Annotated in this window: 13 protein-coding genes; 5 read left to right on the top strand and 8 right to left on the bottom strand. The window is 68.4% G+C overall.

The features are described 5' to 3' along the window. Positions 1-3: 3 nt before the first annotated feature. Both ACNQS7_RS25740 and ACNQS7_RS25735 read left to right on the top strand, forming a co-directional pair. Positions 4-1254 carry an aminodeoxychorismate synthase component I gene (locus tag ACNQS7_RS25740; protein ID WP_418014758.1) on the top strand — a complete coding sequence of 417 codons (1251 nt, stop codon included), beginning with the start codon at positions 4-6 and terminating at the stop codon, positions 1252-1254. A gap of 158 nt (positions 1255-1412) precedes the next feature. Further along, entirely contained in the window at positions 1413-2768 is a 1356-nt protein-coding gene (locus ACNQS7_RS25735; RefSeq protein WP_418014757.1) for a hypothetical protein, read from the top strand. A 22-nt stretch (positions 2769-2790) separates the two neighbouring features. Here the strand turns inward: ACNQS7_RS25735 and rsmI are convergent, their stop codons facing one another. Then, entirely contained in the window at positions 2791-3654 is an 864-nt protein-coding gene (gene rsmI / locus ACNQS7_RS25730; RefSeq protein ID WP_418014756.1) for a 16S rRNA (cytidine(1402)-2'-O)-methyltransferase, read from the bottom strand. A 24-nt stretch (positions 3655-3678) separates the two neighbouring features. Between rsmI and ACNQS7_RS25725 the strand changes: the two genes are divergently transcribed. Beyond that, entirely contained in the window at positions 3679-5259 is a 1581-nt protein-coding gene (locus tag ACNQS7_RS25725; protein ID WP_418014755.1) for a dolichyl-phosphate-mannose--protein mannosyltransferase, read from the top strand. 191 nt (positions 5260-5450) lie between these two features. On the opposite strand, the gene ACNQS7_RS25720 is transcribed toward ACNQS7_RS25725, so the two are convergent. Further along, positions 5451-6299 (bottom strand): endonuclease domain-containing protein, encoded by an 849-nt coding sequence (locus tag ACNQS7_RS25720; protein WP_418014754.1) that lies wholly within the window; start codon positions 6297-6299, stop codon positions 5451-5453. 215 nt (positions 6300-6514) lie between these two features. Then, complete coding sequence (arcA, locus tag ACNQS7_RS25715; protein WP_418014753.1) at positions 6515-7723, bottom strand: arginine deiminase; 1209 nt, start codon at positions 7721-7723, stop codon at positions 6515-6517. Between the two features lie 81 nt (positions 7724-7804). Between arcA and ACNQS7_RS25710 the strand changes: the two genes are divergently transcribed. Next, entirely contained in the window at positions 7805-8413 is a 609-nt protein-coding gene (locus ACNQS7_RS25710; RefSeq protein WP_418014752.1) for an alpha-ketoglutarate-dependent dioxygenase AlkB family protein, read from the top strand. On the opposite strand, the gene ACNQS7_RS25705 is transcribed toward ACNQS7_RS25710, so the two are convergent. Genes ACNQS7_RS25705 through ACNQS7_RS25695 form a run of 3 tightly spaced genes read right to left on the bottom strand, consistent with a single transcriptional unit; the run spans position 8410 to position 10795 of the window. Then, positions 8410-9069, bottom strand: a complete 660-nt coding sequence (locus ACNQS7_RS25705) for a DUF5642 family protein (protein WP_310773562.1) — start codon at positions 9067-9069, stop codon at positions 8410-8412. The two genes, ACNQS7_RS25710 and ACNQS7_RS25705, sit on opposite strands and share 4 nt — an antisense overlap. A 27-nt stretch (positions 9070-9096) precedes the next feature. After that, the gene (locus ACNQS7_RS25700; RefSeq protein ID WP_418014751.1) at positions 9097-9762 is read right to left on the bottom strand and encodes a DUF5642 family protein; all 666 of its coding nucleotides are present in this window, start codon (positions 9760-9762) and stop codon (positions 9097-9099) included. A 37-nt stretch (positions 9763-9799) separates the two neighbouring features. Then, complete coding sequence (locus ACNQS7_RS25695; protein WP_418014750.1) at positions 9800-10795, bottom strand: GNAT family N-acetyltransferase; 996 nt, start codon at positions 10793-10795, stop codon at positions 9800-9802. A 146-nt stretch (positions 10796-10941) separates the two neighbouring features. On the opposite strand from ACNQS7_RS25695, the gene ACNQS7_RS25690 reads away from it, so the two are divergent. Continuing rightward, positions 10942-11688 carry a class I SAM-dependent methyltransferase gene (locus ACNQS7_RS25690; RefSeq protein WP_418014749.1) on the top strand — a complete coding sequence of 249 codons (747 nt, stop codon included), beginning with the start codon at positions 10942-10944 and terminating at the stop codon, positions 11686-11688. Positions 11689-11699: 11 nt separating this feature from the next. Here ACNQS7_RS25690 and ACNQS7_RS25685 read toward each other — a convergent pair whose 3' ends face one another. Together ACNQS7_RS25685 and ACNQS7_RS25680 are read right to left on the bottom strand one after the other, a co-directional pair. Beyond that, a complete protein-coding gene (locus ACNQS7_RS25685; RefSeq protein WP_418014748.1) occupies positions 11700-11951 on the bottom strand; it encodes a hypothetical protein in 252 nt (83 codons plus the stop codon). A gap of 104 nt (positions 11952-12055) precedes the next feature. Then, positions 12056-12850 carry a hypothetical protein gene (locus ACNQS7_RS25680; protein ID WP_418014747.1) on the bottom strand — a complete coding sequence of 265 codons (795 nt, stop codon included), beginning with the start codon at positions 12848-12850 and terminating at the stop codon, positions 12056-12058. Positions 12851-12892: the final 42 nt, after the last annotated feature.

Genomic DNA, 12892 nt, shown 5'->3' with positions numbered 1-12892 from the left:
GCGGTGCGAATCGACCGGCTCGGCGATCTGGGTGGCGCGCCGCAGGTGCTGCGCGCCGTCGGCCGCGCCACCAGCCGGCTCGGCATCCCCCCGCCGGCCGCGCTGACCGGTGAGTGGTTCGGCGCGCTGGCCGTCGTCGCGCCCAGCGTGCCGGTACAAGAGGTCGCGGTGAGCGACGTGTTCTGCGCTCCCGGTGCGGCCGTCGCCGACGCGGGCGCGGTCGGCGGCGGCTGGATCGGCTACCTGTCCTACCCCGATGCCGGAGCAGACGGCCTGCCACACCGGATTCCCGAGGCCGCCGGCGGCTGGACCGACTGCGTCCTGCGGCGCGACCGGGACGGACAGTGGTGGTACGAGAGCCTGTCCGGCGCCCATATGCCGGCCTGGTTGGCCGATGCCTTGACCCTGACCCCCAGAACGGCACCAATGTGCCAGATCGAATGGGAGACCGGAGACCGCTCAGCACACCGTGATGGTGTGCTGGCCTGCCTGGAGGCGATCGCAGCCGGGGAGGTCTACCAGGCTTGTGTCTGCACCCGGTTCACCGGGACCGTCAACGGGTCATCGCTGGATTTCTTCATCGAGGGCGTGGCCCGAACCTCCCCGGCCCGAGCGGCGTACGTCGCGGGGCCCTGGGGCGCGGTGGCGTCGCTGTCTCCGGAACTCTTCCTGCGCCGCCGCGACGATGTGGTGACATCCAGCCCGATCAAGGGAACACTGCCGCTGGATGCGTGGCCGTCGGCGTTGCGGGCGTCGCCCAAAGAGGTCGCCGAGAACATCATGATCGTCGATCTGGTGCGCAATGACCTTGGGCGAGTTGCAATTACCGGTACCGTGCGGGTACCGGAACTGCTGGTGGTCCGGCGCGCCCCGGGGGTGTGGCACCTGGTGTCGACCGTCTCGGCGCAGGTGCCGGCCGAGCTGCCGATGTCGCAGCTGCTGGATGCCACCTTTCCCCCCGCTTCGGTCACCGGGACACCCAAACTGCGTGCGCGTCAGCTCATTTCGCAGTGGGAACGGAACCGCCGGGGAATATATTGCGGCACAGTCGGAATGGCCTCTCCGGTGGCCGGATGTGAGCTGAACGTGGCGATCCGCACCGTCGAGTTCGACGCAACCGGCAATGCCGTACTCGGGGTGGGCGGCGGCATCACGGCCGACTCCGACCCGGATGCCGAATGGGCCGAATGCCTGCACAAGGCGGCCCCGGTGGTCGGGCTGCCCACGGCCGTGTCGGCGAGTCGCGTGAGTTAGCTCAGCAAATTCTTGAAGGCGAATTTTGAGGTTGTGAATTTCCCCGATCGGCCACATGAGCCGCCGGGTACGCATAAGCTTCTGCCAGCGACGCGTGTTCGTCGCGCGTCAGACGCGAGGGGTTCGGCAGGGTCGGGCAGGGTCGGAAAGGAATTGTCATGAGAGTTGCCATCGCTGGCGCTGCGGCTGCCGCCGTGTTGGGTGGCGCGCTCGCGGTTGCGCCCTTGACGATCTCCAACCAGAGCCGGACGTCGCCTGGTGGAACCTGCAGCGCAGGCCAGCAGTGCGACAAGCTGGCGTCGGTCCTGATGCCGGAAACCGGCAAGCCGGCGGCGATGGCACCGAAGGGAGCCCCGTCGGCCCTCGAACCGCCGGAGCCGGCATCGCCGGCCGTGGCGCCGCGCCCGCCCGCCGAGCCGGCGGCCTACACGCCTCCTAATCCCTCGCCCACCAACCCGGGGTTGTTGCCCGGTGCGAACAACACGCTTCCCCCGGCGTCACCTCCCTCGGGCGCTCTGCCTCCGGGCTTCGACCCGAACGCCGCGGCGCTTCCCGGCATCGGCGAAGTTCCCGGTGTCGGTATCCCCGGGCTGCCCGACCTCTATGGCTACGCCGGTGGCGTGGCCGGCCTGGCCGGCGTGCCGTACGGGGTGAACGCGGCGTCAGCCGTCGTCAACGGCGTCCTCGGGGTGGGCAACACCGTCGCCAGCGTGGTGTCGACGAGCGCGTTGGCCGTCACATACGTGGTGTTGGCGTACAACGCCTTACAGTCCTCGGGCATTCTGCCCGCGGCTCAGGGCACACTGAACTCGCTCGGCTCGATGCTGCTGCCGTCGGCGGCCGCGGCGCTTCCGGCCGCGGCTCTGCCCGCGCTGAGCCTGCCGGGCCTGCCCGCCCTCAACATCCCCGGCCTGCCGGGTATCTCTCCGGCCGGTCTGATCGGCCTGGCCGCGGCCGGCGGTCTGCCCGGCATCAGCCTGCCGGGCCTGCCGGACATCTCGCCGGCGAACCTGATGGCGCTGGCCTCGGCCGGCCTGCCCGGCCTGCCGGGTGTGTCGCCGACGGACCTGCTGGCGCTGGCCGCCGCCGGAGGCATCCCGGGTCTGCCGAGCCTGCCGGGCGTGAACCCGGCTGCGCTGGTGGCCGCGCTGCCGGCGATCGCCGCCGGAATCCCGGGTCTGCCGCCGTTGCCCGGCATCGACCCGGCGATGCTGGCGGCCGCACTGCCCGCGTTGACCGGCGGCGGTATCCCGGGCGTTGACCCCGCCATGCTGGCAGCCGCGCTGCCTGCGCTGATGGGCGGCGCACCGGCCCTGCCAGGTGTCGACCCGGCCACCATCATCGCCGCCCTGCCGGCCATGGCCGCAGCGGCGGGGATCCCGACCGCGCTGCCACAGGGCCTGCCGCCGCTGCCCCAGGGGCTGCCGCCACTGCCGGCCCCGCCGCCGTTGCCGGCCCTGCCGGCGATCCCACACCCGCCGTTGTGCCCGATTCCGGGCGGCCCGTGCTTCTGAGCGTCGCCGCGCTTCGGCCTTTCTAGACCGATTCCTCGGCGTCGCGCCGGGATTTGAGCACCGCGTCGTAGAGCTGGCGCGATCGCACATCCGGGTATCCGGCAGCCACGTGACTGCAGGCGTCCTTGATGCGAATACCACCGGCGACCAGGTTCTCCACCTCCGCGACCAGGTCGGTTACCAGGGTCGACAGGTCAGCGCGGGGCGTCGCGCCGGCCAGCACGATGGTGACCTCGCCCAGCACCCCGTCGGCCGCCCACGCCGCCAATTCGTCGAGCGACCCGCGCACCACTTCCTCGTGCACTTTGGTCAGTTCCCGGCAGATAGCCGCCTGACGGGCGCCGCCGAGCTGCTCGACCGCGTCGCGCAGGCAGGCGGCCAGCCGACGCGGGGACTCGAAGAACACACAGGTGCGCCGTTCGTCGGCCAGCCCGGCCAGCCAGGTGCGGCGTGCCGATCCCTTGCGGGGTGCGAAGCCCTCGAAGCAGAATTTGTCGGCCGGCAGACCGGAGACCACCAGCGCGGTCGTCACCGCTGACGGGCCGGGCAGGCACTGCACCGGTAGCCCGGCTTCGATGCAGGCCGCGACCAGGCGGTAGCCGGGATCGCTGATGATCGGCATTCCGGCGTCGCTGACCACCAACACGGTGGCTCCGGAACTGATCGCGTCGACGAGCGTCCCAACCCGGGTGGTTTCGACCCGGTCGAACAGGCTGAGCACCCGGCCGCCGATCGTGACGTCGAGGGCCTTGGCGAGGTTGCGCACTCGGCGGGTGTCCTCCGCGGCCACCACATCGGCTTCCGCCAAGGCTCGCGTCAGCCGGGGCGACGCATCCGCGGGCTGCCCCAACGGTGTCGCGGCGAGTAACAGGCGCCCACTGGTCATGACGGACAGCCTACGATCGACGTGATGACCGCCCCGCCCCGAGAAACCTCCGTCAGCGAGGCCGGCCTTGACGAGGAGGCCGGGCCGGGGCGTGTCGCACCTGTCCTCAGCCCCGCCCCGCTGGTGGCTGTCGCCGATTTCGGTCCGGTAGACCGGCTGCGCGGGTGGCTCGTGACGGCTGTCATCGCCGTGTTGGCGACGGCGACCCGGTTCCTCAACCTGGGTTCGCCGACAGATTCCGGCACGCCGATCTTCGACGAGAAGCACTACGCCCCACAGGCCTGGCAGACCCTCAACAACCACTGGATCGAAGACAATCCGGGGTTCGGCCTGGTCGTCCATCCGCCGGTCGGCAAACAGCTGATCGCCATCGGCGAGGCCCTGTTCGGCTACACCGGCCTGGGGTGGCGGTTCACCGGCGCGCTGCTGGGTGTGGGTCTGGTGGTGCTGGTGACCCGGACCGTCCGGCGCATCAGCCGGTCGACGCTGGTCGGCGGCATCGCCGGAGTGCTGGTCATCTGCGACGGAGTGAGCTTCGTGACGGCGCGGACCGCGCTGCTGGACGGATTCCTCACGTTCTTCGTGGTCGCGGCCTTCGGAGCGCTGATCGTCGACCGCGACCAGGTTCGCGCGCGGATGCACACGGCCTTTTTGGAAGGTCGCTGCGCCGAGACGGTGTGGGGCCCGCGGCTGGGGGTGCGCTGGTGGCGCTTCGGCGCCGGGGTACTGCTCGGCCTGGCGTTCGGGACCAAGTGGTCCGGGCTGTACTTCATCGCCTTCTTCGGTGTCATGTCGCTGGCCTTCGACATCGCCGCCCGGCGCCAGTACCAGGTGCCGCGCCCCTGGCTGGGCACGCTGCGCCGCGATCTCATCCCTTCGCTGTATGCGTTGGTGCTGATCCCGTTCGGGGTCTATCTGGCCAGCTATGCGGGCTGGTTCGCCTCCGAGACGGCGATCGACCGCCACCAGGTGGGCCAGACCATCGGACCGAACAGCGTGCTGCCGCTGCCGGACGCCATCCGTTCCCTGTGGTACTACACCGCAAAGGCGTTCCATTTCCACGCGACACTGACCAACTCCGCGGGCAATCACCACCCCTGGGAATCCAAGCCCTGGAGCTGGCCGATGTCGCTGCGGCCGGTGCTGTACGCCATCGACCAGAACAACGTGCCCGGCTGCGGGGAACAGTCCTGCGTCAAGGCGGTGATGCTGGTGGGCACCCCGGCCCTGTGGTGGCTGGCGGTGCCGGTGCTGCTCTACACCACGTGGCGCATGCTGGTGCGCCGTGATTGGCGGTACGCGGTGGTGTGGGTGGGCTATTGCGCCGGGTGGTTGCCGTGGTTCGCGGAGATCGACCGGCAGATGTACTTCTTCTACGCCGCGACCATGGGCCCGTTCCTGGTGATGGCGATCGCGCTGATTCTCGGCGACATCCTGCATCAGCCGCGGCAGAACAAGGAGCGGCGCACGCTGGGGTTGATCTTCGTCTGTTGCTACGTGTCGCTGGTGGTGACGAATTTCGCCTGGCTGTTCCCGGTGCTGACCGGACTGCCGATCTCACAGCAGACCTGGGATATGGAGATCTGGCTGCCCAGCTGGCGTTGAGATGGATGCGGGCCGCGAGATTGCCGTGGTGGCTGTGGTCCAGCGACCAACCGCGACCGTGACCGCAATCTCGACAACTCACGTCGGAAATCCGCGGGCGCCTAGGCCGGCGCAGGCGCCTGGGCCGCGAGATTGCCGTGGTGGTTGTGGTTCAGCCGCCAACCGCGACCGTGACGGCAATCTCGACAACGTCAGGTCGCCAATCCGCGGGCCGCCAATGCGTCCCGAACACGCTGCAGTATTCGGCTGGGCCGGTCCTCCTTGACCACCCTGATGACCCGCCAGCCGAGATCTTCGACCATCTCCCATCGCCTGATGTCTTTGACATACTGCCCCCGGTCGGTGTGATGCTGCTCGCCGTCGTATTCGACAGCGACCATCGGCTCCTCCCACCCCATATCCAAGTAGGCCAACACGGCGCCGGCAGCGCTTCGCACCGGAATTTGGGTGATCGGCGTGGGCAGACCACCGTCGATGAGTAAGAGCCTTAGCCAGCTTTCCCGCGGGGATTGCGCCCCACCGTCCATCAGGCACAACGCTTTTCGGCACAAGCGGGTCCCTCTGGCCCCGCGGTACCGAACGAGCAGCGGCTGCACGTCGTGTTCGACCAGCCCGCTCGCGGCGGACAGCGCGTCCAGGTGACTGATGGCCATACCGCGCGGTAGGTGCCGGCCGAGATCGAAGGCCGTTCGCACCGGGGTGGTTACGGGTATGCCGGCCAGCTCTGTGACTTCGTCGGCGAGAATCCGTTCCCGGCGAACGATCACACCGGGCGGTGGATGGTTGAACGGGCCGAGAAGCTCGACCGGAGCGAAGTCGTCAACCCACCTTGTTCCGTGCATGGCGGCCGCGGCCCGACCGGCAACGATGCCTTTGCGGCCCGACCAAAGCCACGCCGCACAGATGTTGTCCCGCAGCGTCCTAGATGCATCTTTCGGCAGATAGATGTCCGGGTGGATTCTCCGGTATCGCCAACGCAATTGGCCGCGGGTGAGTGCGCTACTCGTCAGTGCTTCGCTCCCGCGAAATACCGATGCCACGTGCGGGATCCTGCGTGAATGGTCCGAGCCCTCCAAGCCACGAGCCGAATCGGTTGGGGACAACTCCTCCACATTGCGGTGACGGCCGTGACACGAACCGCACCCGCGACCCTCACGGCAATCTCGGCGCGCCAACGCACCCACATTGCGGCCAGGGCTGTGAAACGAGCCGCACCCGCGACCCACGCGGCAATCTCGGCGGGCGCGCGCAAACCTTAGAGCGGGTCCCGCGCGGCCGGGCAGGACATGCACCGGGGCCCGCCGCGACCGGTGCCCAATTCCGAGCCGGCGATGGTGAGCACCTCGATACCCGCGTCCTGTAGCCGGGTATTGGTCGCGACGTTGCGTTCGTACGCGACAACCACCCCGGGCGCCAGAGCCAGGGTGTTGTTGCCGTCGTCCCACTGCTCGCGTTCGGCGACGACGGGGTCGCGGCCGGTGTCGATCACGCGCAGTTTCTCGATGCCGATCGCGGTGGCGGCCGCCTCCGCGAACGGTTCGGCGTCCTCGATCACCACCCCGGCCTCGGTGCGGCGCAGGGTGAACGCCGACAGTGTGTCCACGACATTGGCGTACATCACCATGGTGTCGGTGTCGACCATGGTGCAGACGGTGTCCAGATGCATCTGCGCGCGCTTCTGGGCGATCGGCACGGCGAGCACGGTGTGCGCGAGGTCGTCGTCGAACAAGCTGCGCGCCAACGCTTCTGCACCGGCGGGCGTGGTTCGCTCCCCCACTCCCACGGCGATCACGCCCGGAGCGAGCAACAACACATCCCCACCCTCGACCGGAGCGGTGCGCGACTCGTAGGCCCGCCGCACGCCAGTGAACCGCGGGTGATGGGCGTAGATGATGTCGGTCAGCGACGCCTCGCGCCGGCGCGCCCGCAGAGCCAGCGACGGGATCACCACCCGCGGCCCGATCCAGATCGACGAGTCGCGGGTGAAAACCAGGTTCGGCAGCGGCTCGATGACGAAGTCCCCGCCGTGATGCATGCGCAGCACCAGCGACACCCCGGTTCGGGTGCTGGACGGTAACTCCTCGAAGGTCATGCCTGCGGTGAGCACGTCGGCCAGCGCGGCCGGCTCCAGCGCCCGCAGGAACTCCGTAAGTTGTTGCGCCAGAATCGGTCCCAGTCGCCTGGCATCGACAGCCGCTGCCACGCCCTGCATCCGGGCGGCGCCGCTGTGCTGCAGCGCCTCGGTCAGCAGCTGCGACAGCAGCAACACTTCGACGCCGCGGCCTCGCAGCAGATCGGCGAATTGGTCGTGCTCGTCCTGCGCCCGTGCCACCCAGGGCAGCCCGTCGAACAGCAACTGGTCGTTGTTACTCGGGTTGAGCCGGCGCAGTTCGGCACCCGGGCGGTGCAGGATGGCAACCCGCAACGCACCTACCTCGGAATTGACGCCCAGCTCGACACCCACAGCTCAAACCGTAGCCGCGTAGCCCGCGTCGGGCGCGTCACACGCCGAACGATCGAACTGGTGTGCGATAGACTCGAATCCGTGGCGATCGCGGCACAGGGCTCGCTGTTCGAGCACAACGAACGCAGACAACTCGGCGACGGCGCGTTCATCGACGTCCGGGCGAATTGGCTGCGGGACGGCCCGATAGACGGCCTGGACCTGCTCGAAACGCTGCTGCACTCGGTGCCGTGGCGGGCCGAACGCCGGCAGATGTACGACCGGGTGGTCGACGTGCCGCGGCTGGTGAGTTTCCACGATCTGACGGTGGAAGCCCCGCCGCACCCCGCGCTGGCGCGGCTGCGCCGGCGGCTCAACGACATCTACGGGGGTGAGCTGGGCGAACCTTTCACCACCGTCGGACTCTGCTGCTATCGGGACGGTTCGGACAGCGTGGCCTGGCACGGCGACACGATCGGTCGCAGCAGCTCGCAGGACACCATGGTCGCGATCGTCAGCCTGGGGGCCACCCGTACCTTCGCGATGCGGCGCCGCGGGGGCGGCCCCTCGTTGCGGCTCCCCCTCGCCCACGGCGATCTGCTGGTCATGGGCGGATCGTGTCAGCGCACCTGGGAGCATTCGGTGCCCAAGACGACCGGGGCGGCGGGTCCGCGGATCAGCATCCAGTTCCGGCCCAGAGACGTACGCTAGCCGCGCACCGCGCTGACGGCCTTGACCAGCAGATCGCGGGCCCGCTGAGTGTCGACCTTGGCCACCGGCTGCCCGGGAACCACCAACGGGTTGGCGATCACGATCACCTGGTAGTCACCGAACTGAGCGGAATAGTCGTAGAGCTCCCCGGTGCGCGGCGAGCCCTCGACCACCGCCTGCAGCACCCGGTGCACGGCCTGGGTGTGAGCGCCGTCGATCTGCGGGGCGTCGACCACCTCGATGGCGCCGCGCAACTGAGCACCGGAAAACCCGACTTTGGCGCAGTCCTTGCCGGGGTCGTTGAGCGGCAGTGCCTTCGAGGTCTCCACGGCGATGGCCACGAACCTGTTGCCGTTGCCCTCCGCGGAGATGGCCGCCATGTTGCCCTCCACACCCGCCGGCATGTCGGGGCCGACCGCGGCCTTGGCACAGCCGGCCGGGTCGAAGGTCAGCCCGTCGGGCAGCTTCCGGGAACTGAAGAACTGCGGGTCGATCGCCCTGGGCGTGATGTCGGTGACCTTGAACTCCGGCCCGAAGCTCGACTTGAGGTCCAAGATCTTGGCGATGTCCCCCTTGGCGGGCCGGGAGGGGTCAGCGCCCGGGGAACAGCCGACGAGCAGGCACACCGAACCGAGTGCGAGCACCAGCTTGAACATCGTGGCCAATCTACCCAACCCGGATGCTCAGCCGCGCAACGTCGAGACCGTTTTGACCAGGAGATCGGCCGCGAACTGCGGCGGCAGGGGCGGCAGCATCGATCCGGGATCCGTGGTCAGCGTGGTGAAGGCGTAGTAATCGCCCAGGTAAGCGACGAATGTGTACGCCCGGGAATCGATTTCGCTACCCGACTCGACGGCCGCCCGGATGTCGGCGACCATGCCCAGCGTCTGGGCGCCGTCCACCTGAGGTGCGTCGACAAGGCCGACGCTCACCACGGTGCGCCCGGCGGTCAGGTCCCAGTGTGTGCAGCCTGCCAGGATGTCGCGCGACAGTGCGGCCGGCGCGGCCACCACGACCGCGTCGACGATTCCGCCGGGCCCCGATCCGGAGATGCCCTGTGCCGGCTGCTCACGACCGGCCGCGGGGTCGGCCAGGGCCCCGCATTCGCGCGGGTTGGCAGCCGTCTGGTCGCCGAGGCCCCACATCGCGCGGGGCGACGCGGCACGGGCGATATTGGAGACCTCGTATCCGGGCGGCAGCTCACGACCCACCCGGCGGATGTTGGCGGGGGTAATTCCGGCCGCGTGCCCGGTCGGCGATGGCGAGGCGACCGACGGTGTCGGCGCGGGTGATGCAGCGCAGGCCGCCAGCAGCAGGGCCAGCAGCGGGCCAAACCGGTGCGGCCGCATGCCCGTTCATATCACGCCGGGACGGCCTGGCCGCTGATCAACTCACCACCTCGATCACCTGCCGGGCGACCCGCTTGATCTGTTCCTCCATGGCCTGCCCGAAGCCGACGCGGCGGGGCACGTCAATGACGGTGGTGATCACGCCGATGTCCTCGCGCTGCCACACGGCACCCTGCCGGTCCATGATGGTGCGCATCGGCAGGTTGTCGGAAAGCATTCGCGCAGAGAATCTTTCGACACCATCCACCCGGGCGGCCACGGCCAGCGCACCGATCAGGAAGGTCCCGATGCCACGTCCCTGGTAGGCATCGGCAACGGTGAACGCGATCTCGGCGACCGTTGGATCGTTCTCGTCGCGCACGAACCGGGCGTCGGCCACCGGGTCGCTGCCGTCAACCATGACCCAGACGAAATGGTCGACGTAGTCGACCTCGGCCAGGTAGTGCATCATCGCCAGGCTGGGCACCCGCGCGGACATGAAGCGACGGTAGATCGTCTCGCTGGAGAAATGGATGTGCCCGTGCACGGTGCGCTCGCTGTCACCGGGCAGCACCGGACGCAGCATCAGCTGGCTACCGTCGCGCATTTGCACCGGGATGGGTGTGATGAAGGCCGCCAGACGCTGGCGGACGGTCCGGACCAGCCGCTCCATGATCCCTGGGATGTGCACCATCTGGGTCAGGGCCTCTTTGCCACCGATCCAGCCGGTCAGCGGTTCGAGCGTGGTGACCGTCGCGGTGCGCGGGATGTCGCGGAGCAGCGCGATCTCGCCGACGATCATGCCGGGCACCAGTTGCTCGACGATCACGGTGTCGTCGTCGCCGACGTGCATCACCTCGGCGCTGCCCGAGTTGATCAGCAGGAAGGAGACCGCCTGCTCACCCTGCCGCATCAGCACCTGCCCGGCAGGGGCCCGCAGCGGCGCAAGACAGGATGCCAGCGGTGACAGATCCTCGGCCGGACAGCCCTTGAAGATGTCCATTGCCGCGAGTTCTTCGGCCCCCACGCCGCTCAATTCGGCCATCCCGTCCATGCATACCCAGTTTTGGGCCCAGCTTTGGGTCCGATCCGCCTCAGGTTATGGCGTCGGCCGCCGCCCCTGCAAGGAGACGGACGGCACCCGCACTAGCCTGGCAGCAGGTCGCCAGCAAGACGCACGACTCCCGAAATGGACCACAAATGATCGACAACCAGGACCGGGTCGAACTGACCCGCAGTCTGCTCGACAAGCCGGCCACGCTGCGCCACGGCTATCTCGATGTGTTGGGCGAATCAACCGCCGCGCCGGTTCCGACGTTCGCCCAGCGCGCCATGAACAGCCCGTTCGTCGCCGCCGTCTACGAAGGGCTGTGGCGGCCGACGTCGTTCTACCTGGCCAGCGGTGTCACCACGCAGGCCGAGGAGCGCCGCGCGGCGACAGCCCTGCGACTGCGAAGCGCCAAAAGGCTGCTCGACGTGGCCTGCGGGCCAGGCAATTTCACCGCCCCGCTGGCCGCTCAACTGTCCACCGGAAGCCTCGCGGTGGGCTTCGACATCTCCGAGCCGATGCTGACCCGGGCGGTGCAGGACAACAGCGGGCCACGGACCTGCTACGTCCGCGGTGATGCACGCGAGCTGCCGTTCGGCGACGAAACCTTTGACGCCGTTTGCTGTTTCGGGGCTTTGTACCTGATAACCGAGCCGTTCCGGGTGGCACGCGAGATGATCCGGGTGCTGCGGCCCGGTGGCCGGATCGCCATCCTCACCAGTTACGCAGGCCAACCCCCGCCGATCAACCTCGCCCTGCACACCACGGCCCGCCTGATCGGGCTCACCATGTTCGACAAGGACGCATTCGTGAATCTGTTCGCCGAGGCCGGATTGACCGACGTCGAGCAGCAGACGCAGCGGGCCCTGCAGTTCGTGACGGCGACGAAGCCGGCCTGAACAGCCTGGCGCTAGGACGCGGCGGCCTCGCAGACGCCGAACAACCGGACGACGGGGGTGCCCGCCTCGTATTCCACGACCGCGCCGGTCTCCGACGTCAGGGTGATCAGCACGGGTTGTCCGCTGCGCTGTGACAACTGGATGCATTCGACCTGGAAGAGGCGGAATCTGGCGCCATCTCGACCAGCATCACGGATGGCCAGCGAGTAACCGGGTTGGACGGATTCGACGGGGACCTTCTGCAGGTAGTACTTAGTGCTCATCCGACGAGATTAGGGCCGGGCCACGACACGTTCCCGCGCCGAAACACCGTCTTAGCGATTGCTCAGCGGAATTTTGGAACTTCATCAGGCTCCGCGCCGCGCGGTCAGCCCGATGGGTTCGACAGGACCGTGATGACGTCGCGCAGCGGGTCGGAAGAAGTAGCCATCTCACCCAGGAAGGGGTGCGAAAGCTCGAGGACGAGAAACAGGTTCGCCGCCACCAGCACACCCACGGTCGCGACCATCACGCTGTGGATTCTCGGATGCTCGACGCCGTAGATGATCGCGCAGGTGAGCACCAGGCCGCTGGTCAACAGGATCACGGTCCACAAGGCGAATGACGGCCCGGTGTTGGTCTGGGCCTGCATCACCCGCTCGGTGCGCGACTTGCTCATTTTGTCCAGGGTGCTGAAAGACGTTGCCAAAAACGCCTTTTGGGTGTCGGTGTGCGGCTGGACCTGCTGGTATGCCAGGTAGACGCGTTGCAGCGCCTTATCGGCCTGGGGGTACTCGTAGCCGCGTACGGCCTGCGGCCACTCGGCCAGCGCGGCTCGCTCGTAGTCCAGCAGCGCTTGTCGAATCCGGTCGGCGTCGGGCTGGTCGAACGCCGTGAGATCCCTGGCCAGCTGAATCCCGGCGGTGCCTTCGTCGCGCGCCTGGCCGTCCTCGGTGTTGATCTGACTCCACATGCCGGAGACGACGAACCCGATGAAGAACGCGTAGACGAAGCCGACGACCCCGTAGGCAAATCGGGTGGCATCGTTGTGGTCGCCGGCGGCCAGCTGAGGGAACTTGCGGCGGACGAGTTTGCGAGCCAGCACCGCGCCGCCGGCGATGCCCACGACCAGCAATACCAGCAACAGCCACGATGGAACATTGGCGACGATCCAGCCACTCATTGCCCACCCTCCTTCCCCCAACGCACCGACTCTAACCAGTAG

Source organism: Mycobacterium sp. 23, assembly GCF_048287075.1.
Taxonomy (GTDB): Bacteria; Actinomycetota; Actinomycetes; order Mycobacteriales; family Mycobacteriaceae; genus Mycobacterium; species Mycobacterium gordonae_B.
Note: the sequence above shows the minus strand (reverse complement) of the source record. Positions and strands in the feature narration are given on the sequence as shown.

Coding starts and splice junctions, on each gene's coding strand:
- ACNQS7_RS25735 (WP_418014757.1), top strand. CDS start 1,413: ATGAGAGTTGCCATCGCTGGCGCTGCGGCTGCCGCCGTGTTGGGTGGC.
- rsmI (WP_418014756.1), bottom strand. CDS start 3,654: ATGACCAGTGGGCGCCTGTTACTCGCCGCGACACCGTTGGGGCAGCCC.
- ACNQS7_RS25725 (WP_418014755.1), top strand. CDS start 3,679: ATGACCGCCCCGCCCCGAGAAACCTCCGTCAGCGAGGCCGGCCTTGAC.
- ACNQS7_RS25705 (WP_310773562.1), bottom strand. CDS start 9,069: ATGTTCAAGCTGGTGCTCGCACTCGGTTCGGTGTGCCTGCTCGTCGGC.
- ACNQS7_RS25700 (WP_418014751.1), bottom strand. CDS start 9,762: ATGCGGCCGCACCGGTTTGGCCCGCTGCTGGCCCTGCTGCTGGCGGCC.
- ACNQS7_RS25695 (WP_418014750.1), bottom strand. CDS start 10,795: ATGGACGGGATGGCCGAATTGAGCGGCGTGGGGGCCGAAGAACTCGCG.
- ACNQS7_RS25690 (WP_418014749.1), top strand. CDS start 10,942: ATGATCGACAACCAGGACCGGGTCGAACTGACCCGCAGTCTGCTCGAC.
- ACNQS7_RS25685 (WP_418014748.1), bottom strand. CDS start 11,951: ATGAGCACTAAGTACTACCTGCAGAAGGTCCCCGTCGAATCCGTCCAA.
- ACNQS7_RS25680 (WP_418014747.1), bottom strand. CDS start 12,850: ATGAGTGGCTGGATCGTCGCCAATGTTCCATCGTGGCTGTTGCTGGTA.